This is a genomic window from Vallitalea sediminicola (assembly GCF_054408565.1).
Map to the genome: position 1 here is coordinate 41,835 of NZ_BTPT01000034.1, position 24,266 is coordinate 66,100.

Below are 24,266 nucleotides of genomic sequence, written 5' to 3' on the forward strand. Positions count from 1 at the left end.
ATTATTATAATCCTATAATACCTGATAACATTTTCATAATCAACCCTGCAACCATACCAAAGAATGGGTCAGTTATTGCAGTTACTGTCATTGTTATACCACCTACTAGAGAATCTTGTCCTAAAGATGCAGCAGCATTAACTGGAACTGTCACCCAAGCACCTAGAACAAAAAGGAAACCTGCTATGGATTCACTTGGTACATATTTTCCGATTTTAGGCAATAGACCTGATAGCAATATTACAGCCATAAGTATCATCATTCCAACACCAGCCCAAACTGCATGAGGTGCACTGGCTGTCGCAGAGATTATAGATTCAACTGGTCCTCCTCCGAAAAGTGAAGATGACATATCAGCTAAACTACTTATTACTGCTAGATGATCTAAATTGACACTTTCCCCAGCAATATTACCAGTGATATTTCCAAAAGCTATGTTAGCACCTATATTAAGACACACCATCGATAATGCTCCTCTTATGATTGATGTATTCAATATTGGTTTTTGAAACTTAATTTTATCATTGCCATTTGCCATTATTCCAGTATCTTGTTTCATTATTCTAGAAACTACACTCGATAAGATTACTGAAATAGATATAGTATATACTAAATCTTTTGTAAATAAAAATGTAAGAAATGCAGAAGCTATAGAAACACTACCAATTATCCTATTTTTTCTACACATATCAATAGAAACACGAGCTAACATAATACCTACACCAGCCATCATACCGCTGGTAATTACTGGTCCAATAAAATCTACAATTGTTCCTAGAAATCCAAAAACTCCAATAAGTGCCATAATGACACCACCATAAAATATCATGGATAATCTTTCTCGCATATTCTTACCCATAGTACCAGCTATTGTAATTGTCTCAGCTTGAAAAGATATTGGAGCTACAGAACCAACTATACTATTACCTACTGCTCCTGTTAAAAATGCAAAAGCAGTCGGTATTGATGCAAAACCGAACGTTAACGCTAACAACCCTTGTGGCAATCCATTCAAAATAACACTAAAAACGGCTAATAAATCTTTAATAAAATCCATATTTTTTGTCTCCTTCATAATGTCTGATTCTAATATTATATCGTCAATTTATTTCCGAACATTTTTAGCTTATTACAAATTAATGTTCTAAAAGTCATTATATGACATATTTATATTTTTTTCAATATAAAATTTATATTTAATTATATAACTCTGTAATTCTTAATAAAATTACATACTAAAATAATAACAAAAAACCTTATCAGTATAAAATAAAATTCACCGATAAGGTTTAATTAATATGTTAAAACAAATATAATTCATTTGATAATTTATTGTTTTCGTAGATACCATGTAAAGCCAAATATACCTATAGTTCCAATAAGCAATACTACTAGGTTAGGAATTAATAATTCCATATTAACAGTCATTCCTTGCTGCTGCATACCCATAGGCATCATGCCAGCAGGCATATCTTTCATTAATTCTTTCATTTTATCCATTGGAGGCATTTCACCATTTTCCATATAACTTCTTAATTCCTCTGGCAAATCCTCCATATTCATACCCTTAGGCAAACCTCCCATCATGTCCTTACTTCCTTCATCACCGTTTTTCTTAGCTTCACCATCTTGATTATTCCCAGGAGGTACTTTACCATCATCTCTTCTTTGAGGTTGTCCATTCTGACCTCCCATACCATTAGGTGGCATTCCGCCTCTCTCTGATGAACCATTATTTCCCAAACCATTATTGGTACTTGGTATAGTGCCTTCAAGTTGCTTTGCAATATTATCATTTCTTTTAGTTACAAAGTTAAGTAAACCTAAATTAGTATCAGTATCCAAGAACAGCGCTTCTTCAAATTGTTCATAAGTAAAGAAAGCTGTTGGATCTGTTTTAACATAGTCCTTAATCATCTCATAAATAGATAAGACTTTATTTTCCACATTTTCCTCTGCTAAATATCCGTTGATTAAGATATTTATATAGTCATGATAGCGATCCACATACTCATCATTTTTAAATATAGCATTTATTAAGGGATAATTCTCCATTTCACCAATTACTGGTTCATCTATTAAAAATTCCGTTGCCTCTTCATCGGTTAGACCAGCCATAGGAAATTTATTATAAATGGAGTTAAGATCCCATGTAATCCATTCAAAAACACCATTATTATTATACAAATAATAGTTATGAAACATTCCTGATTGGTAATTATCCAGATGTATTGTCACAGTACTCATAGCCAGATATTTGAGAAAAGAATCTACATCCAACACACTTTCTAGATCCCCACCCTCTTCTATCACTTTCATAAGTTCAATCAATTCCTTATTGCTATAATTAGAAAGATTTTCTGGAAACATACCAGTGTAATCCTCACTATTATCTGAAATGTATTTCAAATTACTTCCAACACCCATATCAGGTTTGTATAATTCATTATTGGCATTTCCATAATGATCTTTCAAGAATGTTTCATTAACCTGCTCCACGCTTAGATAAAGTCCAAAATACTCTCCGTTAATATGTAACGCAACATAAGTTGTCCTTGAAGCATCAGCATCCAACTCCGACATAATCTCATACCCCATATACTCTGACATCATCGTTGTATCGCCATAGAGATTATTTAGATTCAATTTGGTGACTCCAAAAAAGCTTTGATCATCAATGTAGTAATTGAAATCCACTTTGAAACTGTAACGTATACTATCTGTATCAGCTACAAACCTAAGACTCGAATTTCCTTTTGGCCTTATACCCACACTACTAAAACTAATACCATTATAAACAATATCTGCCATTACAATTTCTTCGGACATTGCATTCTCGTTCATATTTGTATAAGTATCTTCATCAATGGTAATATATACTTCAATAACCTCATCATGTGGAAAGACCGTTTCATCAACTATACTTCCACTCTTATTGTCAGCTTGGATTGTACTACTCAACAATAAGTTGTCCATGGCTATTAGTAGGATAAAAACACCCATGAGAACAGCCATCATTTTTATCCATTTCATTCAATCATCCTCCTAACTGGAAAATTCATTATTGCTGACAAGCATAGCATTGGAGACAGATTTTACCCTTTGCAATTCATTAATCAAATCTGTTTCTCCATCTTTTATTCTTAATTCTACAGTAAGCTCTGTACCTTCACCATCAATTGTTTTGGATTTAATGAAGTACTTCGTAACAGTAGATTTGATCTTATCTAAGATTTGTTGTTCAGCCATTGTTTCTGTAAAATTTATAAGAAGCAGATAAGGACTTTCTTGTTTAACACTCTTAGTCAGCATATAAATAACTATACCTACCACCAAAGAGCCTATAATAGCCAATAAATAAAAACCAGCTCCTGTTATAATACCTGCAGCAATTGCCCAGAACATAAACACAATATCCATAGGATCTTTAATGGCACTTCTAAAACGAACAATACTAAGAGCACCAACCATACCTAGTGATAAAACCACATTAGCTGTTACTGCTAAAATTACTAGAGCTGTTACCATGGTCATCATGACTAATGAAATGTTAAAACTTTTCGTATAAACCACACTTTGATATGTTTTCTTATAAACTTGAAATATAAAGATTCCAATAATAAAAGCTAAAAATAATGTAATTCCAATTGATAATGCTGATATGCTTGTTGTATTTTCTAATATCCCATCTTTTAAAATATCTTGAAATGTTGTCATTAATATTCCCTCCTATATGTTTTAAAATATGTTTATCCTAAAAACTCACATTGTACTTTCTTGAAAAGATATACTTGGATGAAGACGCTTGCATAATATGTCCTGATTGAATGAGGCTTCTGATAAAATCAGGTAGAACTCCATTAAATTTTATTTCCAAAATGGTCTTCCCTTTCTCCAATGCATCAATAAAATATTGATTGTCACTTAAAATATTAGTATGCATATTGGCAGTCTTTATTTTACGGTCAAAGGTAATTCTCAAATCTCCGACAGGGTGTATAAAAGCTTCCCTATCATACTTGACTATTACTTTTGGCTTTAATAATCCATGCTTTAATTCTTTATAGAATTCATGATATAGATATTTTTTCTTGGCTAATAAAAAATCTAAATCCCTTTCATAGATTTTTTCCACTTCTTCTACAGATAAAGGTACAGAAACTTTTTTTGTTATCTGATTAATCTTTGATTTTTTCTCAAGTTTAATATATGACAGATCATCATTGTAATAGCGAATCCTATATTTATGTCTAATAGCTTCACCATTCATCTTTTGTTCATAAGCTTGATTATAACAATTATCAAAATAAAGACTTGTGATTGAATAGCCTTTTCCATTACTATTCCCATCTCTTTTCAATACTTTCTCAACACGTTTGACTAGAACTATATCTTCCAACTCATTCATCATGTACTTAAGCTCATGTCTTCCAGTCATGCTATATCAACTCCTTTCTCAGTTGTATATGTTTAACTATGAATTTACACTAACTTTACATTATCAATGTCACAGTTATATCACAGTTACGAAAAAAATAACTTGTATAATTTGTGATATAACTGTAACATTAAAATGAGATACTAATGAGTGAAGAACCTAGCAATATGATGAATAATACAACCAAAAAAGATTAGGTGATATAATATGAATAAAAAAATCTTAATTGCCGAAGATGAAATTAGGATGCGAATTCTTGTATCGGATTTCTTGACTATGGAAAATTATGATATCTTAGAAGCCAAGGATGGTAAACAAGCTATTGATATTTTCATGAAGAATCCAGATATACAGTTAGTAATTCTAGATGTGATGATGCCCTATTATAATGGCTGGGAAGTTTGTGAAGAAATTAGAAACATCAGCAATGTTCCTATAATTATGCTCACTGCAAAGAATACTGAACCTGATGAATTAAATGGATTCAAGTTTGGGGCGGATGAATATATAACAAAACCTTTTAGTCCATCAATTTTTGTCGCTCGTGTTAACGCCTTGATAAAGCGCACCTATTCTACACTTGGGCAAGGTGATATCATCAAAGGTAGTTTATCCATAAATGTTACTAGGCATAAAGTAACTACGAATAAAATACCTATCGACTTAAGCCAAACTGAATACAGCCTACTGTTATATATGATTCAGAATGAAGGTCAGGTTTTTACTAGAGACCAATTACTTAACAACGTTTGGGGTTATGATTATCAAGGCACAGATCGAACCATCGACACTCATATTAATAGACTACGTATTAAGTTAAAAGATTGTGGACATTATATTCAAACCATTAGAGGATATGGTTATAAATTCGAGGTGAATACATGAATTCTATAAAAAAGAAGCTCTTTCTTCAAATTGGATCTTTAGCCATTATACTCATCGGAATTATGGTTCTGGCTAATACCTATTTACTACAACCTTACTATCTTAACAAGGCAAAAAAACAGCTTTATACGTATTACAAAAAAATAAATAAGTTATCCTCAGTAGATTATAATAATTCTTTATCAGATTTTATTTCCATTGAAGATGCCTCTAATATAGATATTCTTATCTACAACTCAGAAGGTGATATTAGCTATGCCTCTAAATCATATATGAAAGATAGACATTTATTAGAATTTGTAGAATCATTACCTAATATGAAAGGACTCAAACCCAAACCCGCAGGTCCACCTGTTAAAATTAATACTGAGGAACCTATTAATGACAAAGTAAAATATCTATGGGTAGATGATCTGATGTCAGGTGGGAAAAGCCTTGTACTAACTGGAAAATTGGATAATGACTATAATATTGATCTAAGATTACCCCTTATTCCTATCAAAACCAGTATATCAATATCTAACAACTTTCTACTTTTTACTGGTATTCCTTTGTTTTTAATAGGTATAATTACAGCCTATTTCTTATCAAAGTCTTTCACAAAACCTATTCTACAAATGAACAAAGCAACTAATAGCCTGAAACAACTTGATTTCTCAACCAAATGTTCAGTCATATCCAATGATGAGATTGGACAATTGGCTAACAGTATAAATGATATGTCAATAGAACTAGAAAAAAATATAGAATCATTAAATACAAGCAATACAAATCTACAACAAGAAATAGAAGAGAAAACTAAAATCGATGAGAGGAGAAAGCAACTCCTTAACAATGTTTCACACGAACTCAAGACACCTTTAGCTCTTATGCAAGGTTATGCAGAAGGGTTAAAACTTAATGTTGCCAAAAACCATAATAGGACAGATTTTTATTGTGATGTCATTGTTGACGAAGTTAAAAAAATGAATCAACTGGTACAAAATCTATTAAGTATCAATCAAATTGAATTCGGTGATACTACACCTAATAATTCAACTTTTGAAATTGTAGAATTCATAGAATATATACTTAAAAAATATGATCATGTATTTATAGAAAATAAAATCAATCTTTCATTTAATAAAATAGAACCCATTAACGTTTACGCAGATGTTTTGAAGGCAGAACAAGTTCTTACTAATTATTTAAACAATGCTATTCAATACGTTGATAATAATAGGGATATTAGAGTTACACTCTCAACCAAAGATAATCATGTGCGTATTGAGATATACAACTCCTGTGAAACGATAGACGCAGATGAGTTAGATAAATTATGGTTAAGTTTTTACAAAAGAGACAAAGCAAGAACCAGACAACCTGGGAGCCATGGATTAGGACTATCCATAGTTAAAGCTATCCAGGAAGCTAGTAATAATGATTATGGTGTTAGAACTACCACTAAAGGAATTACATTTTGGTTTGAATTAGATATACAAGACTGAGAGTAACCATATATAACTAATCACTGAATCCTCCACCAAATACCTCAATACTCTCAGTTACGTAAACAAAACTATTATCATCTAATGCAGCAACATAATTTTTCAGAGTTATCAATTCCTGATTAGTTACTACTGCCTTAATCATCATTTTCTTTCTAACTTTGTATGTTCCTACGCAAGGTACAAAAGTAACTCCTCTGTTTAGTTTTTTATGTATGAATTCTGTAATCTCAATAAAGTTATCTGATATTATATTCACACAATATTCTCGTCTTGTCCCAAGAATAATATAATCTGTTACTTTACCAGAAATATAAATACTTATAAGAGAATAAATAATACAAGTAATATCACCATAGGTAAGTGATGATGTCAAAATGCAAAAATTAAGTATAGTAAAGAACGTTCCAATAGTTATACCTTTTTTCTCTTTTAGATACATACCAACTATGGCTTCAGGTCCATTTGCTGCACCTTCCCTAATTATAATCCCTGCAGAAACCCCAAAAAGCACTCCTGCTACAATAGCAGCTACAATTGGATCTGTTTCAAATGCTGGAACAAACTTCCCAACAATTCCTATAGAAAAAGTAAATAATCCAAAACAGAATCCTGCATAGAATACCAACGTTCTATTATATTTGAAATAAGCCCATATAATAATGGGGCAACATAACCCTATTAAGACCAATTGAATGTTTGCACCAGTTAACTTATTAGCAACAGTTGCAAGACCTCCAAAACCGCCTGCTATCAAATTATTGGGTAATAGTATTTGTTGAAACGCTATAGCTGCAATTAACTGTCCCATAATAATAATCAAGTAATGTTTAATCTTCTTTAGCATTTTTGTGCTCCTTTATTATAGTATGTCATATCCCTTTTCACCCTATAACGCAATGAAAAGCAAATGCTTATTACTTATTATAATAAACATTTGCTATTAATTAAAGTTATTTATCTATTTATTTTTGCTCCAAAAGGAATAAGTGCAAGTTTAGCGAATTTAAAATGCTGTAAGCCAAATGGAATACCTACAACAGTAATACAAAAAATCAATCCTACACTAAGGTGTAACATACATAATTCCCACCCAAACAATATAATCCACAGTATATTACCAGCAAGGCCAAATATGCCAAAATTACCTATGTTTACATCTGACCCAAAAGGCCATAATACAAAATTAGAAATCTTGAAGCATTGCTTTCCAAATGGAATAAAAATAATGGTAATACATAAAATCAGACCGGCTGCAAACCACAAAATAGAACTGATTAATCCACCAAATACTATCCATATCAAGTTACCAAGAAACTTCATCGTTGTCCTCCTCACTAAAAAACAGTATATTCTTTTTTTAGTATAGATTATGAACGTTTCTTTGTAAATGTTAAAATGATTAGAATTGGATTAAGCATTTATATTCACTAATTCAGCTATATACATATTTGCCACAAATAATAATATACTTATATAAATAAGTTCTTAGGAGATACCTAATGGTTATAACACCTGATTTGCAGAATTTGAACTACTCTGTAAAATACGGAGTTAAGTGTTTTGAATTAGTGGCAGAACCAGTTAAACAAGAAATACTCCCTGGTATTTTTATGAATGCATGGGGATACAATGGGAGTTCCCCTGGTCCTACAATAATTGTTTATCCTGGTGACTATGTAAAAATAAGAGTCTATAATAAACTACCTGAGCCAACAAGTGTACATTGGCATGGACTAAACATACCTAATGACATGGATGGTGTTCCTGCTGTAGAACCTTCTCCACGAATTGACCCAGGTAGTTTCTTTGATTATGAATTTCTCATTACCAATCCTCCTGGCACACATATGTATCACTCTCATTATCATACAGTTAAGCAAGACACGATGGGTTTAGTTGGTGCTTTCATCATTGCAGATGAAAAAACCGAAAACATACAGGAAGATTACTTCATTATGTTAGGAGAAAACAAATTAAGGAACATACCAAAATTCAATGTCAGAAAAGGTATTTTTAATATTAACCCTTTTACAATGGATTCAAATTTCTTTTTTATGAATGGACGCTGTTTTCCTTATACTTCACCACTTTTAGTTAAGAAAGGTGAAAATTGTAGAATTAGATTTGGAAATATCAGCCTTAATAATCACCCTATACATTTTCATGGTCATCAATTTGCCGTAACAGCATCTGACGGTAATCCAATAGCTAAAAGTACTCAGCTAATTAAAAATACTATTATAATTGGTTCCGGAGAAACATGGGATATAGGTTTCAATTGTAATAACCCTGGATTATGGCCTCTTCATTGTCACTTTGCACATCACGTATCTAATAATCTACAACTCCCCTTTGGAGGTATGGCGACATCTGTAAATTATATTGATTTTAACGGTAAAGCCGCAGATCCTGTTCCTTTAACTCGTTGGTTAAAAAAATAAACCTTATAAAATAAACTACTCCATCTATATTTATGGAGTAGTCATTTTTTATTATTACATTACACCAATTTTCTTTAACAATCTAATACAATCCCTATAACCTGCTATGGTACATATCTCTGTATAAACATGTTGCTTCGCATGATTGTTTATCTATATAATCCCAGATAAATTTTTTATCATCTTCATTTAGAGAATTTATAATTTTCTTAAACTTTCCGTCACTTTTTTTCAAGTAATTTTCTATTTCTTGATACTCTACATTAACATTTTTTGAATTCCTATATGCTGATATCTGCATACGGGATACGAAATCGCCAAAATGTTCTTCAAAATCTTCCATTAAATTATACCTCCTATTATTGAATTACCATCCTAAACAGGGTATAATAGATTTACCTCTATTTTAGGATAGTGGTTACTTAGAAAGTGGTGTTATGCTTAGTGGGCGTGCACCACTTTTCTATTTAATTATCATCAATCAACTGAATTATAGCCTTTCTAATTAAATCTGATCTAGATATATTATTTTTGTCGCAATATTCATCTAGTCTATCCAAAGTTTTTTTATCAAGCCTGAAACCAACACGTATAGGCATTGGTTTTTCAGTTGGTCGACCTATCTTCTTATTACTCAAACATTCACCTCACTTTTGCTCGACATAACTATATTACACTTTTGTCGAGCATATGTCAAGGAATTAAATCCCTTGCTTTTATCTCATCTAAAAGTTACAATATATAGGGGTGATAAATAATGAAACTTCTAAATTTTTTGTCATTGGGAAAAATGACAGTCTCTAATGTAATCCATAAAATATTTTATATAGGAATGTTAATAGTAGCCTATAAAGCATATATGTTTGCAAGAGTGATTTATATGACTTGTACATATGAAAAAATGGTTCGTCATTTTGCAGGCAATAATACGTATTCATACACTTCTATGACTGTGAACAATGCACCGTTAGCGATACTTGGATTTATAATATGTTTTATTGTAATTTTAATCCTATGGAAATTAATCTGTGAACTGCTATTAAAATTCTTCACATATTTTGAATCGCAAAACTAGAATTATTAGAATAAAAAAAATCCATTTACACATATTAAATAATAATATTGATAATTAATCCATACCTAAGGAAGATTTCATGAAAACAATTATACTTATTATTATTTTACAACTGCTATACGTTCCCCTACTTACTATGAGAACTATTTTTATGGTCAAAAACAATAGTTTCATAGCTTCAGTATTTGGATTTTTCGAAGCCGCTGTATATATCTTTGGTTTATCCCTTGTCATAAGCGGAGATCGAACTTTTTTAACCATGTTCATCTATGCACTTAGTTTTGGCGTTGGAATATACATCGGTAATCTAATTGAAAAGAAACTCGCTATCGGACATATCACCTACAATATAAGCTTAAAGCACGAAAACCAACTATTCATTGATAAACTCCGAGAACAAGGGTTCAGAGTTACCATCTTTGAAGGTATAGGAAAAGAATGCAAACGCTACAAATTAGAAATCCTCATAGACAGACATCTAGAAGACGAATTATGGAAATTAGTTAAAACCTATGAACCCGAAGCCTTTATAACCTCCTACGAACCCCGAAAATTCAAAAGAAGACACAGCCAACTCCTAAAATAATCATAGTCTACCCATCTACTATCTCTCCCTCACAAACAAAATATCACTAAATCAATTCCGCTGCACAAAATTTAAAAGTGTTATATGGTTCGTTTTACCAAGACCGTTCCTTGGAGTAAGGCAAGTAAAACGAACCATATAACACTAAACTAACTTACGTTGTCCTATATTTTATAAATAACTAACTATATTCATTTAAAACCACTGACTAACATCATTCAATATATTAAAATTAGTCAAATCATAATGCAACGGTGTAACAGTTACAAACCCATTATCCACATAATAAGAATCCGTCTCAGGAACATGTTCTACAACCCTTACTCCCTCTAGTTTATAAACCATATCTTCCTCTTCTTTGTGAGTTTCCTTATAATAATGATTAAATTGTAACTTTCCTATCTTACAAACCTTTATCCCTTTTATCTCTTTCTCCTTGATTGGAGGTACATTAACATTCAATACTATATCACCTTGCAATTTGTTACTTACTGCAATCTCTATAACTTTATTAATATACTTAGCAGCATTTTCATACACATAAAATTCTGCACTTGATTCCGTCGAAACTGCAATAGCTGGTATATTACACAATGTAGCTTCAACAGCAGCTGATACTGTCCCCGAATACAATATATCAGTTCCTAAGTTATACCCTATATTTATACCCGAAACAACCATATCAACTTTATCTTTAATAATCTGGTCTATAGCCACACGAACGCAGTCCGCAGGTGTTCCACTAACAGAATATGCTTTTGATTTTATATCAGGCAGTTCTACTTCTTTAACTATTAACGGTTTTGCTATTGTAATAGAATGGCTTGTTGCACTTCTCTGATCATCAGGCGCCACAATAATAATATCATGATATTTTTCCAGTTCTTTGCATAGTGCATGAATCCCTTTTGCGTGAACACCATCGTCATTAGTAATTAATAATCTCATATATTTCCTCCTTCTAACATTGTTTATTATCTGTAATTATATTAAAATTTTGGCTAGTCCTAATTATATTATTAGGACTAGCCATATTATCTAATCATTTCTATCAATTAAATCTATTAACATATCAATATCGTCTTCAATCATTCTCAGACCGCCTCTGAAGAATTGGACATCAGTTAAGTCAATTCCAACACTCTGACCTATACCATAGATTGAATTTTTACCTGTTTCTCTAAGCAATGTATCATATTTTGACAAGAAACTGTCTCCTTCATTTTCATACATAGCATATAACCCTTTTGCCAATAATAGTCCAAATGCATAAGGGAAGTTATAGTAGTTCCTACTTGCATAATAATAATGAACTTTATTTACCCACATATATGGATGATTAAACCTGCTGTCTAAAACATCACCATATGCTTTTTCCTGAGCATCAGCCATAAGGTCACATATTTGTTCAACTGATAAAGTAGTACTTTCACGTTTTTCAAATAATGCTTTTTCAAATAAGAATCTACTATAGATATCCATAATGATACTCACATATCTTATAACCTGATCATTAAGTATTTCAAATCGTTTCTTATCATCCCAATTGGCTAAGGCAGATTTTATGATTATTGTTTCACAGAAAGTTGATGCTGTTTCTGCTATTGGCATAGTATAACTTCTATTCAATAACTCTTCATCTTTCAAACAATGTCCATGATAACCATGTCCAAGTTCATGAGCAAGAGTAATAACATTAGTAAGAACACCATCAAAGTTTAATAATACTCTGCTCTCACCTATTGGAAGATTAGAACAGAATGCTCCCCCTCTTTTACCAGCTCTTGGCTCTACATCAATCCAGTTCTTATCAAATGCCATCTGCGCAAAATCAGCAAGATTAGGATTAAATGATCTGAAATTGTCATATACAATATGTTTCGCTTCTTCATATGTAATCTTGGATACTTCTTTTCCCAATGGTGCATATAATTCATACCATGGAAGTCCGTTATCATATCCTAAAACTTCAGCTTTTTTCTTAAGATATTTACGAACAAGAGGCAATCCTTCTTCTATAGCTTTTAATAAAGCATCTAATATCTTACTATCCATCCTAGAATAGAAGAGTGTCATATCTAATGGTGATGAAAATCCTCTAAGTTCTGTTTGTGTAATAGCTTCACCTTTGATACCGTTAAGACACGCTGACATAGGAAGGGTAATCTTCTTATAGGCTTCTAATTCACTTTCATAAGCACGTTTACGTACGTTTTTATCTTGTGAATAAGCCATGTTTCTTACGGCACTAATAGGTTTTATTTCTTCTTCCAAACCATATTTAGCTGGTAATTCAACTTGAAGCGTAGATAGTAACTGTTGATGAAGCTTAGTCCAAGACGTGGAACCTGTATTCTTCATTCTTGCTATAATACTTTCTGTATCACTATCTAAGCTATGTTTCTGATTATCTACAATTTCTTGCAATATGTATCCATGATCTTTTAGGTATGGTGTAGTAGATATTATTTTATCCAATTCATCAACTTCACTTATATAATCCCCAAACATAACTTCTAATTGCGTAACGTCTGGGAATAATGCTTCTATAATATTAAGTTTCTCCAATGCTGTCTGGTTAGTTGTATCCGTAGCAGATTGCAAACGTGCATAAGCTGCATATCTATCCAATTTATAGTCTATAGATGTCATTCTTTTAAGTATATGTGTTATTTTATCAGTATCATTTAGTTTATTATCGGTTAGCTCTTCATGAAACCATTTTTTTAATGATTGTATCTCATCTTTTACATCTTGTAAATCCTTATCCATCTTAGGATCATCAAAAGATGCATATAGAGATGTCAAATCCCAATGTTTACTCATTATTTAACTCCTCTCAAATTTTATTATCTTTAATATCCTCATTATAGATTATATAAAACAATTTATCTATAGAGAATTGTTATTATTAATATATATTTGTTTTTTATGGGTCATTTTAATTTTTTCATAATTAAAAATTCCATTGCCCCATCTTCTCTTTCTCTTTTAAAGGTAATTTAATTTGGTATTAAAAAAGACCATCGATAATCGACAGCCTCTTTGGTTTACTATTCGTATACTTCTCTTTTTAAAATCCCTACAAAAGGTAGATTCCTATATTTTTCATCAAAATCAATACCATATCCAACTACAAATTCATCTGGTATATCAAAACCTTTATATTTAACATCAATATGTGCTTTTCTTCTATCCGGTTTATCTAATAAAGTACAGATATTAATACTTTCGGCACCTCTTGATTTTAGATTTTCAGTTAAATAACTTAATGTAAGTCCTGTATCGATAATATCCTCTACTATCAAAACATGTTTACCTTCAATATCTTCATCCAAATCTTTCATTATTTTAACAACACCAGAACTTTCGGTTGAATTGCCATAACTAGATATTGCCATAAAGTCTAATGCTATAGGAATGTTAATCTTTCGAATCAAATCTGCTACAAAAACATTTGCTCCTTTTAATACACCTATTACAACTAATTTCTTTCCAGCGAAGTCCTTAGTAATTTTATCAGCAAGTTCCGTTACTTTCTTGTTTAAATCTTCTTCTGATACAAGTACTTCTTTCACATCGTTTAACATGATTTTTCCTCTCTTTCTCAATCTAGGTCAATGATATTATAACATCTATCTAGTAAAATGTGAACATATTTTTTGATTTTAATACTAATGTTCGATAATATTATTTATTAAGTTTTCCATTTCAAAACATAATTATATTTGATATAATGAAAGAAAAAAAGGAGGATATCTATTATGGAAAAAGCTAATGCTCTAGAGATAATAAATTTTGCAATTTCTATAGAAGAACAAGGAATAAGATTCTATAATGAATATAGTAAGTTAGCCAAAGGAGATATCAAGGATCTATTACTAAAACTAGCTTCAGATGAAGAAAGTCATGCAGATGAATTTCGTAAAATGCTAGATAAAGTAAGTACAGACAATTATTATTTTGCTGAAGAAGTGGATGAATATTTTCGTTCTTATGCTAACCATATTGCATTTAATCGTAGGAACGATAAATTAACAAGTGTCAAAGAAGTTCTTGAAGTAGCTATTGAAACCGAAAAAATCACTACCGAATTCTACGAAGGACTGATTCCTAAAACATCAGATAAAAAAGTACTAAATATATTAAAAACTCTAGTTGATGAAGAAACAAAACATCGTATTGTTTTAGAAGATTATCTTAAAAAAACTGATGAACCTAATTAAGTTCATCAGTTTTTTTGCTTTTATTTATTTGCCTTGTCCATATTTGTATTTTGCAAATTCTGCCATTGCCTTGATATTCTCTTCTGACAAAGGCATATAATCTTTTCCTGTTGCTCTTATTAGTTGATATATTTGCGCAGTTACTTCTAGAACATTCGCAACTTTGAAGGCTGCTTCCATATTTTCACCTACGCAAACTGCTCCATGAGATTGAAGTAAACAAGCATTCGCTTCTTTTCCTAACGCTTTTATACATTCTTCTGCAAGTTCTTTACTACCAGGCAAAGCATAATTAGCTGTTTTAACTGGAGCTCCTAATGCTTGTGCTGCTTCATCAATTAACAATGGTATACCTTCTCCCATACAAGAAAATACAGTAGAATATATAGGATGGGTATGTACAACTGCTTTTACCTCTGGTCTGTTTCTGTAAACACTAAGATGTAATTCTGTCTCGATTGTAGGCTTTCTATGACCTTCAACAATTTCTCCATCTAGCTTGCACACAACAACATCATCTGTAGTACAATTACAATAATCCATTCCACTTGGTGTCAAATAAACAAGTCCTGTTTCTTCATCTTTGGCACTTATATTCCCCCAAGTTTCAATTGTAAATCCTGAATCGATTAATTTTTTTCCTGATTCGATAATTAGTTTTTTATAGTCCATTTCATTCATCCTTTCATTATTTATAATTAATTTTTTATGATTAATTGATTAATCTGCGAATTGTTCACAATATTTTTTGTGCTCTTCTACATTTTCTTTTGTGATTAATTTAGCTCCTGTATCAATATACTCTTGGGTATCTTCGCCATTAATGATTTTCACCATATTTTCAACACCTAGAATACCCATTTCTGCTGGATACTGAGCAACTGTTCCAAACATATCTCCTTTTTCGACCATATTTAATGCTTCACTGATAGCATCAAACCCAATAATTTTGATATCTTCTAATTTACCTGCTTCTTCTACTGCACGTAAAGCACCTATAGCCATTCCATCATTAGAAGCAAAGATCAAACCTATATTAGGATTAGCACTTAATATATTCTGAGTAGCTGTATATCCTTGGTCTACTTCCCAGTTTGCAGATTGTTCTGCGACAACCTTAACATGTGAACCAGCTGCATCAAAGAAACCATTTCGTCTATCTGCTGCATTTTGTTGACCCTCAATACCTGTTAAAATAGCAGTTTCAATTTCCTTTTCAAAGTTTTCAATTACATAGGCTCCAGCAAATTCTGCTCCAGCATAATTATCTGTCCCATAAAAAGGCACTTCTAATCCTGCTTCGTCTAAAATACTTTTGTCAATCTTGGTATCTAGGTTAATAACAGGTATCCCTGCCTCTTTACACTTCGTCAAAGCAGTGGATAATCCTTCTGAGGAACTTGGTACAATACATATTCCATCTACACCTGATGTAATCATATTCTCTACAATTGTTAACTGCGCTGCAGCACTTGCATGTTGGTCAGCTGCTTGTACATCTAACTTGATTCCTAATTCTTCTGCTTTTTGTTTTGCCCCGTTTACCATTGTAATAAAGTATTCATTGTTTAGTGTCATAGGAACAAAACCTATAGTGATTTCTTTCTGTTTATCAGTAGTACCATTATCGGTTGATGGTTTTGGTTCATCTTTAGTTGTATCTTTACACCCTGCTAATACAAATGTTACCAAAAGAATTGAAATAATTAAAGTTGATATTTTCCTTTTCATTTAATAATCCTCCTTAAAGTTATTTAAAGCAGCATCTATAATTATTCAGCTCTTCTCTCTTTTGCCTTATCAAAGAAAACAGCTGTAATAATCGCTAATCCAATGATTATAGTTTGGTAGTATACTGGAACATTTAAAATCTGAAGACCACACTTTAACATTCCTAGTATTAAAGCACCAACTAATGTATTCCCTAAATTACCTTTACCACCTGACATTGCTATACCACCAATAACAACTGCTGCAATTGAGTCAAGTTCATATCCTGAACCTGCATTAGGATCTGCATAGGATAATCTTGATAGTAATAGAATTCCTCCAATAGCAGCGAATATTCCAGAAATTACGTATGCATAAACCTCTATCTTTTTAGTTTTTACTCCTGCTAATTTAGCGGCTTTTGCATTTCCACCAATAGAATATATCCATCTACCTAATCTGGTTTTAGTCATTATTGTCATCATTATGGCATAGAGGATGAAAACATATAAAATAGATATAGGCATTCCTAATATTTTGGTATTCATAATCGCCCTTAAACCTTCTGGAAAACCTGAGATAGGTTTACCGGAATTGACAACCATGGTTACCCCTCTAATGATTTGAAGAGAACCTAATGTAACAATAAATGCAGGTATCTTTCCGTAACTTATCAAAGCACCATTACAAGCTCCAACAAATATACCCATAAAGATCAGTAGTATACAGACAACCCCAATAGGCATACCCGATTTTATTAGTAAACCACCTACTATACCAACAAAACCAACTGTCGAACCAACCGATAAATCTATTCCACCAGTCAGAATTACTACAGATTGTCCTATGGCGATTACAGCAATAACTGAAGACTGTGTTATTACATTTTGAATGTTACCAAAGGTTAGAAAATTCTTTCCAGCCAACCTACATACAACAGTAAATATTATCAAAATAGCTATAGCACCAATGTAAAGCGTTAAAGATTGCAAATCTAATTTTTTCATACTATCTTTTTCTAATACATTATTCTTCATTCTTATTCCCTCCATACAAAGCACAAGATAATATGTCTTCTTGTGTTAGATTATCTTCATTTGGTAAAACAGCAGCAATCTCTCCTTCTTTCATTACCGCTACAGAGTCACACATTTTCAAAACTTCTACAAGGTCTGATGAAATCATGATGATTGAAGCACCTTTTTCAATTAACGTTCTCATTATTTCATATATCTCATCACGTGCCCCAACATCTATTCCTCTTGTAGGTTCATCAAAAATATATATATCAGAATCGGAATATAACCATTTCGCTATTACTACTTTCTGTTGATTTCCTCCTGATAAATTTTCTACTTTACTGAAAGGACCATTTGTTTTTATCTTCAATTTACTAATAAATTCTCGTGTAACTTGTTTCATTTTATCGTTATTTAATAATAATCCACCAAATCTTTTAAGATTAGGCAATGCTACATTATCTAATACAGTATGCATTAAAATTAATCCTTCATCTTTTCTATCTTCACTCAGATAAACCATTCCGTTATCTATTGATTCTTTAATGCTGTTCCCATTTAAGGTTTTACCCTTCAAGATTATATTACCTTTTTTAATTTTGTAAGCCCCTATAATGCACTTAGCTAGTTCAGTTCGCCCTGCACCAACAAGTCCAGCTATTCCTAATATTTCACCTTTTTTAAGTGTTAAACTGACATTTTTAATTAAATCTTTGTAATAAATGTTTTTAACTTCAAGAACGACCTCGTCTTCTTTAATGTACTTATTTTCAATTTTTTCAAAACTTACTTTTCTACCTACCATTAATTTTGTTAGTTCGTCACAATCTGTTTCCTTAAGATTAACCGTTGAGACATATTCACCATCTCTCATAACCGTACATCTATCACCTATCTCGAATAATTCACTCATTCTATGAGATATATATACAATCCCAACGCCATCTGCTTTTAACTCATTTATTATTTCAAATAGTTTTGCAGTCTCTTTATCAGTAATTGCGGCAGTAGGTTCATCAAGTACAAGAATTTTAACATCGTTAGATATAGCTTTTGCAATCTCCACCATTTGTTTTTGTGCTACACTAAGTTCAGATACTAATGTTGTAGGATCAACTTTCAACCCTATTAGTTCCATGTATTTTTTTGATTCTTTTATTGCAGTCTTCTTATCAATTAGACCGTTCTTAGTAAATTCTTTTCCAATATATATATTTTCATAAATAGGTACACACGGATTCAAATTGAATTCTTGATAAATAACACTTATTCCATTATCAATTGCCTCTTTTGGAGAACGAAATTCAATACATTCACCATTTAATTTAATGATTCCGCATTCTTTTTTATAAGCAGCTGATAATATTTTAATTAGAGTAGATTTTCCTGCTCCATTCTCTCCCAATAAAACGTGAACTTCACCCGGTCTGACTTCAAGTCTAGCATCATTTAATACTTTAACACCATAGAAACTTTTAGAAATACTTTCCATTTCAAGTATATTCTCGTTCATACCATACTCCTCACTTTATATTAATTTAGAATACCTATCTACTATACCATTATCATCAATATCAACTTGATATTCTTCCAAATCAATAGATTTTTTAACAATATCTCTCATATCTTTTAAAGATATATCTTTTTCAAAATGTTTGATTTGAACAACAATATTTCCAAGAGATGTACTTTCTTTACTACAAGCAACAATCTTTTTACCTGTTCTTTTAGCTGTCAACTTATTTACTACAATATTCTTGGATCCGCCCCCCACAATATAGATATCTTTAAACTCCTTTCCTATTACCTTTTCAAGACTATCTATTGTTTGAGCATAACAACAAGCCATTGATTCTTGGACCGCTTTTATTACAACACTCCAATTGAATTCACCCTTAGCCTGATTTGTTTCAACTAAGTAATCATGTATTTCTTTTCCCATATGCACCGGATTGAAGAATCTATTATTATTAATATTGATAAGTGGTACTTCACCCATATACATATCTGCTATATTATTTATTTCTTCCCAAGAATTATCTCTCTTAGTGATTTCATCATATTCTTTTTTTATTCTTTGAATTATAAACATGCCTGCACTATTCTTTAATATGGTTATTTTATTGAATGCACCTAATTCATTAGTAAGATTACTTTCCAACACCTCTTTTGTGACTACTGGCTGGTCTAATTCTGCACCTATCAACGACCACGTTCCAGAGCTAATAAAAGCGAAATTATCTTCCTCAGAGGGTATTGCAACTACTGCAGAAGCTGTATCATGTGAAGGTACAAGAATAACTGGGATATCATAATCAATACCTAGTTCATCTTTTATTGAAGGAAGTAAATTACCTATTTTCTCACCATGTACACCTATCTTATTAAATAAATCTTTTGAAATACCAAATTTATTGCATATTTCCGAGCTGATATTCTTAGTAATAGAACTTAACAGCTGTGTTGTACTCAATTCACTAGGCTCATTTACCATAACTCCTGTTAACATATAATTAAGAATATCGGGCACCATAAGCAGTTTATCTGCTTTCTCGAAAATTCCAGGCATTTTTTCTTTTATTCCATTCAACATGAATATAGAGTTGATTTTGTCACACAATATTCCAGTATCATAGAACATTTTATCTCTTTCATCTTTTGACAGACTCTCTAATGATTTAACACCAATTTTATTTCTATAACTCAATGGATTGCTTAACATATTTTTATCTTTATCATATAGTGCAAAATCCACACCCCAAGTACAAACACCGATAGAATCAATTTTATCTACTTTTTTTAATGTTTCTTTCAAACTTCTTTTAAAGAAATCTAAAATCTTATATAAATTCCAGTAATAATAATCTTGTTCTTTTATCATACTATTTGACTCTTGGGCAATAACTTCAGTTGTAATCTTATTACCATCATATCTACCCAGCACTACTCGATAAGAAGAATTACCACAATCTAGCGAAATAATATTTTTGATAGTATTCATATTAACCTCCCTTTTATTTAATAATTATTGGATTTTAATATTAAGGCTATAGTTTTCAAATAAGTTACTCATACATTTTAGATCACTTGTTTTTAATGACTTCATATCACCCATCTCATATTTTCTTCCTAGTCCTTCATACTTCGGCATTCCTAATCGATGATAAGGCAAGAATACAACTTCTTCAATATTATCTAATGTCTGGACAAAATCCAGTAATTGTTTAATAGAATTAATGTCATCATTACAATTCGGAATATAAGGATATCTTACAGATAATTTTCCTTTATAATTATTTGATAACCATATTAGATTATTGATAATTAGTTTATTATCTTCACCTGTCAGTTCCTTATGTTTCTCACTGTTCATATGTTTAATATCATAGAATATATAATCTACATGCTCATAAACTTCTTTAATGTTCTCGATATCTATATGCCCACAGGTTTCTATTAAAGTGGTGATATTATATTTTTTCAACTTCACACTACATTCTTTAATGAATTTGCTGTAAAATAATGGTTCTCCTCCACTAAATGTAATACCACCACCTGACATTTGATAGTATTCATTATCTTTTAGGACTTCTTTAATCAATTCGTCAGAATTCATATCTTTACCAAGTAGACTTCTTGCATTGTTAACACAATTATCAATACATTTTTCACAATAATTACACAAATCAATATTAGTTATATAGCCAAACCCTTCAACTAATTCTATGGCTTTTTGATTACATATTTGGATACATTTACCACAATTAGTACATGGAGCTTTTTTATATAATATTTCTTTTTTAAAATCTTGAGATTCAGGATTTGCACACCACTTACATCTAAGGGCACAGCCTTTTAAAAACACAACTGTCCTAATACCTTCCCCGTCTTCTGTTGCAAATCTTTCAATATTAAAAACTCTTGCTTTCTCCATAAATTTCAGCTCCAAAATCTTATATATCTAATTCCGTCCTATTGATAACGTCTAACTGCACTTCTGGTACTAATGTAGTGAACAATGCACTATATCCAGATACTCTAACCATCAGATCATTATAATCTTCTGGATTTTTCATTGCTTCTTTGTATATTTCACCGTTTACTACATTAAATTGTATTTGCTGTCCATAGTTATTGAAAAGTACTTTCACCATATCAACAATACGTTGTCTGTTATCTCTAGTTGCAAGGGCTGACTTAGTAAGTCTCATATTGAATATTGCACCTTTTTGGAACCATATACTAGGAAGCTTAGCTATTGAATTACATGCTGCTGTTGCTCCATTCTTTTCTGAACCGTTTGCAGGGGATATCCCATTATTGACTGGGTCTCCACTTCTTCTTCCTTCAGGAGTTGCTCCTATACATCTTCCAAAAGCGATATTACCTGTAACAGGGCTTTGACTATATGAATAGCAACAAGGAATAGGTCCTTTTCCATGTTTTGAACTCTTATAATTGTATCTATATGAAGAACCTATATATTCTTCTAATTCAACTACCCATTTGTCAACACCATCATCGTCATTACCAAATTTAGGTGATTTATTTTTTAATATCAATCTTATTTCTTCTCCACTTGGCATTGTATCATTATCTTCAAAATTAGTTTTTAATGCGTATAGCAATTGTTCTAATGTAATTAACTTCTTATCAAAAACAATGGTTTCTATGGCAGCTAATGCATCACCTGTACTAATAGTTCCTGCTGTAGGTCCACCATCTGCTGAATATAGAGAACCACCTTCAACTAGATCCAAACCTCTTCCAATACAGTCTTCAATTAATGAAGCACGAAAAGCATTAATATCAGTAAGTACGTGAATCTCATCATTAACATGTTCAGTAATCACTTGAAGGTCCATAAAATATTTAAGCATCTGTTTATATTCATTGAATATCTCTTCAGTTGTTTTGCACTTTTTAATATCCTTAGATGTTTTTCTAAATAATTTTCCTGTTTTAGGATCAACACCATTGTTCAATGTTATTTCTAATACTTTTTCAACATTTAACCAAGGTCCTTTTGCCGCAAAATCCCATTTACCTGGTATTGATGCTTCTATACATCCATCAGGTGACCAATCCACTAGGTCTTCTTTTGCTATCCCCATATTCTCTAATGTCCTAATAAATGCCTTATCATTATAAAAAGCTGGTTGTCCTCCTTGATGTACCATAACTGCTTCCAAAGCTTTTAGCATAAATTCATCATCTGTCTTATCAAACCATTTTACTGAAATAGAAGGTGTAAATAATTTAACGTCTTGGCATGCCTCTATACATAGATATGAAACGTCATTTACTGCATCTTTACCATCTACTGTTTGACCTCCTATAGCTAAATTGATAAACATTTGATACCCTAGGAAAAATTCTGAATCAGGCCATGAACGAAGTTTATTAAGTTCATTGCATTTAATAAAGAATGCTTCAATAATTTCTAGACCTTCTTCTTTTGTCAATGTACCTTTTTCTATATCAGCTTTATAAAAAGGATAAACATATTGATCGAATCTACCTAATGAAATAGCATGACCATTTGATTCTAAATGTACTGCCAGCAATAGTAAGTAAATACTTTGAACTGCTTCATGAAAAGTCTTTGCTGGATTTAATGGAACGTTTCTACATATATTTGCTAAGTCCAATAATTCTTTTTTTCGATTCTCATCTTCCATCTCATTTGCTTTTATTTCACATTGATAAGCAATTCGATTAGTAAAATTAACTACTGCTTGGTTTCCTTTTAAAGCACCTTCCAAAAACCATTTTTTCTTGACATTGCCTGGTTCTTTCAGGTCTAGTTCAGATATTCTTTTCTCTATCCTTGCAATAACATCTTTTAGACCTTTCTTCAAAACCAAATTATAATCAACTATAACATTACCTAATCCTGCTGCTGAAACCCATGTATCATCAATTACACCTGCATCCCATGCATTATTTATCTCATCTGGAAGAGTTTTCCTAAAATTCTCATATAGTGATTTACCTTTCCAATAATCTATACATGAAATGATATCTTGTTTTGTTTTTTCTTCATAATAAAATTTGTCTCCAGGTCTTTCATTGAAATAATATGGATTACCATCAAACTCTTCTATCAACCATTCATATGAATACTCAGGATAAATCGGTGATGATTTGGGCCATTTGGCTTGATTTCCTACTATTATTTCATCATCAGATATAACAATTGACATCTTATCCAATACCTCATAGAAAGCATTTGCTCTTCTTATGGCAATGGGCAACCCTTCAGATTGTTTCATTGAATCAGTAAAAATAACGCATCTCTCAGAGCAAATCTTTGGCTGAGTCTCAAATAATCTCTTTCTCAATTTTGTTATTTTATCATTCATATAATCAGCACCTTAATATGTATTTTGTGTT

At 31.5% G+C, this 24,266-nt stretch carries 24 protein-coding genes; 6 read left to right on the plus strand and 18 right to left on the minus strand.

Annotated features, from left to right (window positions below):
- Window positions 1-4: 4 nt before the first annotated feature.
- From ACX6CF_RS15370 to ACX6CF_RS15385, 4 genes are all read right to left on the minus strand, one after another.
- Window positions 5-1,057 (minus strand): NCS2 family permease, encoded by a 1,053-nt coding sequence (locus tag ACX6CF_RS15370; RefSeq protein ID WP_458786228.1) that lies wholly within the window; start codon window positions 1,055-1,057, stop codon window positions 5-7.
- A gap of 272 nt (window positions 1,058-1,329) precedes the next feature.
- The gene (locus ACX6CF_RS15375) at window positions 1,330-3,033 is read right to left on the minus strand and encodes a CotH kinase family protein (RefSeq protein ID WP_458786229.1); all 1,704 of its coding nucleotides are present in this window, start codon (window positions 3,031-3,033) and stop codon (window positions 1,330-1,332) included.
- A 12-nt stretch (window positions 3,034-3,045) separates the two neighbouring features.
- Window positions 3,046-3,717: a DUF4956 domain-containing protein gene (locus tag ACX6CF_RS15380; RefSeq protein ID WP_458786230.1), complete on the minus strand. Its 672-nt coding sequence runs from the start codon at window positions 3,715-3,717 to the stop codon at window positions 3,046-3,048.
- Window positions 3,718-3,754: 37 nt separating this feature from the next.
- Window positions 3,755-4,438, minus strand: coding sequence for a polyphosphate polymerase domain-containing protein (locus tag ACX6CF_RS15385; RefSeq protein WP_458786231.1), 684 nt, complete (start codon window positions 4,436-4,438; stop codon window positions 3,755-3,757).
- A gap of 207 nt (window positions 4,439-4,645) precedes the next feature.
- On the opposite strand from ACX6CF_RS15385, the gene ACX6CF_RS15390 reads away from it, so the two are divergent.
- Window positions 4,646-5,323 carry a response regulator transcription factor gene (locus ACX6CF_RS15390; protein ID WP_458786232.1) on the plus strand — a complete coding sequence of 226 codons (678 nt, stop codon included), beginning with the start codon at window positions 4,646-4,648 and terminating at the stop codon, window positions 5,321-5,323.
- Window positions 5,320-6,810, plus strand: a complete 1,491-nt coding sequence (locus ACX6CF_RS15395) for a HAMP domain-containing sensor histidine kinase (RefSeq protein WP_458786233.1) — start codon at window positions 5,320-5,322, stop codon at window positions 6,808-6,810. The genes ACX6CF_RS15390 and ACX6CF_RS15395 overlap by 4 nt, the downstream gene beginning before the upstream one ends.
- Window positions 6,811-6,826: 16 nt before the next feature.
- Here ACX6CF_RS15395 and ACX6CF_RS15400 read toward each other — a convergent pair whose 3' ends face one another.
- Together ACX6CF_RS15400 and ACX6CF_RS15405 are read right to left on the minus strand one after the other, a co-directional pair.
- The gene (locus ACX6CF_RS15400) at window positions 6,827-7,657 is read right to left on the minus strand and encodes a YitT family protein (RefSeq protein WP_458786234.1); all 831 of its coding nucleotides are present in this window, start codon (window positions 7,655-7,657) and stop codon (window positions 6,827-6,829) included.
- 110 nt (window positions 7,658-7,767) lie between these two features.
- Complete coding sequence (locus tag ACX6CF_RS15405) at window positions 7,768-8,133, minus strand: YccF domain-containing protein (RefSeq protein WP_458786235.1); 366 nt, start codon at window positions 8,131-8,133, stop codon at window positions 7,768-7,770.
- Between the two features lie 179 nt (window positions 8,134-8,312).
- Between ACX6CF_RS15405 and ACX6CF_RS15410 the strand changes: the two genes are divergently transcribed.
- On the plus strand, window positions 8,313-9,254 hold the full coding sequence (locus ACX6CF_RS15410) for a multicopper oxidase family protein (RefSeq protein WP_458786236.1): 942 nt from the start codon (window positions 8,313-8,315) through the stop codon (window positions 9,252-9,254).
- Between the two features lie 94 nt (window positions 9,255-9,348).
- Here ACX6CF_RS15410 and ACX6CF_RS15415 read toward each other — a convergent pair whose 3' ends face one another.
- Window positions 9,349-9,597 carry a hypothetical protein gene (locus ACX6CF_RS15415; RefSeq protein WP_458786237.1) on the minus strand — a complete coding sequence of 83 codons (249 nt, stop codon included), beginning with the start codon at window positions 9,595-9,597 and terminating at the stop codon, window positions 9,349-9,351.
- A gap of 124 nt (window positions 9,598-9,721) precedes the next feature.
- Window positions 9,722-9,892: a ribbon-helix-helix domain-containing protein gene (locus tag ACX6CF_RS15420; protein ID WP_458786238.1), complete on the minus strand. Its 171-nt coding sequence runs from the start codon at window positions 9,890-9,892 to the stop codon at window positions 9,722-9,724.
- A gap of 119 nt (window positions 9,893-10,011) precedes the next feature.
- On the opposite strand from ACX6CF_RS15420, the gene ACX6CF_RS15425 reads away from it, so the two are divergent.
- Complete coding sequence (locus ACX6CF_RS15425; protein ID WP_458786239.1) at window positions 10,012-10,329, plus strand: hypothetical protein; 318 nt, start codon at window positions 10,012-10,014, stop codon at window positions 10,327-10,329.
- Between the two features lie 79 nt (window positions 10,330-10,408).
- Window positions 10,409-10,915 carry a DUF5698 domain-containing protein gene (locus ACX6CF_RS15430; protein ID WP_458786240.1) on the plus strand — a complete coding sequence of 169 codons (507 nt, stop codon included), beginning with the start codon at window positions 10,409-10,411 and terminating at the stop codon, window positions 10,913-10,915.
- A gap of 195 nt (window positions 10,916-11,110) precedes the next feature.
- Here the strand turns inward: ACX6CF_RS15430 and surE are convergent, their stop codons facing one another.
- The 3 genes from surE to hpt form a co-directional block, all read right to left on the minus strand.
- Window positions 11,111-11,863 (minus strand): 5'/3'-nucleotidase SurE, encoded by a 753-nt coding sequence (surE, locus tag ACX6CF_RS15435; RefSeq protein WP_458786241.1) that lies wholly within the window; start codon window positions 11,861-11,863, stop codon window positions 11,111-11,113.
- A gap of 90 nt (window positions 11,864-11,953) precedes the next feature.
- The gene (locus ACX6CF_RS15440) at window positions 11,954-13,741 is read right to left on the minus strand and encodes a M3 family oligoendopeptidase (protein ID WP_458786242.1); all 1,788 of its coding nucleotides are present in this window, start codon (window positions 13,739-13,741) and stop codon (window positions 11,954-11,956) included.
- Between the two features lie 227 nt (window positions 13,742-13,968).
- Window positions 13,969-14,505 (minus strand): hypoxanthine phosphoribosyltransferase, encoded by a 537-nt coding sequence (hpt, locus tag ACX6CF_RS15445; protein WP_458786243.1) that lies wholly within the window; start codon window positions 14,503-14,505, stop codon window positions 13,969-13,971.
- Between the two features lie 174 nt (window positions 14,506-14,679).
- Here hpt and ACX6CF_RS15450 point away from each other — a divergent pair, with 174 nt between their 5' ends.
- Complete coding sequence (locus ACX6CF_RS15450) at window positions 14,680-15,141, plus strand: ferritin family protein (protein WP_458786244.1); 462 nt, start codon at window positions 14,680-14,682, stop codon at window positions 15,139-15,141.
- Between the two features lie 24 nt (window positions 15,142-15,165).
- Here the strand turns inward: ACX6CF_RS15450 and ACX6CF_RS15455 are convergent, their stop codons facing one another.
- Genes ACX6CF_RS15455 through ACX6CF_RS15485 form a run of 7 tightly spaced genes read right to left on the minus strand, consistent with a single transcriptional unit; the run spans window position 15,166 to window position 24,235 of the window.
- Window positions 15,166-15,813, minus strand: coding sequence for a class II aldolase/adducin family protein (locus tag ACX6CF_RS15455; RefSeq protein WP_458786245.1), 648 nt, complete (start codon window positions 15,811-15,813; stop codon window positions 15,166-15,168).
- Window positions 15,814-15,861: 48 nt separating this feature from the next.
- Window positions 15,862-16,872: a sugar ABC transporter substrate-binding protein gene (locus ACX6CF_RS15460; RefSeq protein ID WP_458786246.1), complete on the minus strand. Its 1,011-nt coding sequence runs from the start codon at window positions 16,870-16,872 to the stop codon at window positions 15,862-15,864.
- A gap of 41 nt (window positions 16,873-16,913) precedes the next feature.
- Window positions 16,914-17,888, minus strand: coding sequence for an ABC transporter permease (locus ACX6CF_RS15465; RefSeq protein ID WP_458786247.1), 975 nt, complete (start codon window positions 17,886-17,888; stop codon window positions 16,914-16,916).
- A complete protein-coding gene (locus tag ACX6CF_RS15470) occupies window positions 17,878-19,383 on the minus strand; it encodes a sugar ABC transporter ATP-binding protein (protein ID WP_458786248.1) in 1,506 nt (501 codons plus the stop codon). The genes ACX6CF_RS15465 and ACX6CF_RS15470 overlap by 11 nt, the downstream gene beginning before the upstream one ends.
- A 15-nt stretch (window positions 19,384-19,398) precedes the next feature.
- Window positions 19,399-20,871, minus strand: coding sequence for a rhamnulokinase (locus tag ACX6CF_RS15475; RefSeq protein WP_458786249.1), 1,473 nt, complete (start codon window positions 20,869-20,871; stop codon window positions 19,399-19,401).
- 24 nt (window positions 20,872-20,895) lie between these two features.
- On the minus strand, window positions 20,896-21,804 hold the full coding sequence (locus ACX6CF_RS15480) for a glycyl-radical enzyme activating protein (protein WP_458786250.1): 909 nt from the start codon (window positions 21,802-21,804) through the stop codon (window positions 20,896-20,898).
- Between the two features lie 19 nt (window positions 21,805-21,823).
- On the minus strand, window positions 21,824-24,235 hold the full coding sequence (locus ACX6CF_RS15485) for a glycyl radical protein (protein WP_458786251.1): 2,412 nt from the start codon (window positions 24,233-24,235) through the stop codon (window positions 21,824-21,826).
- Between the last annotated feature and the right edge of the window lie 31 nt (window positions 24,236-24,266).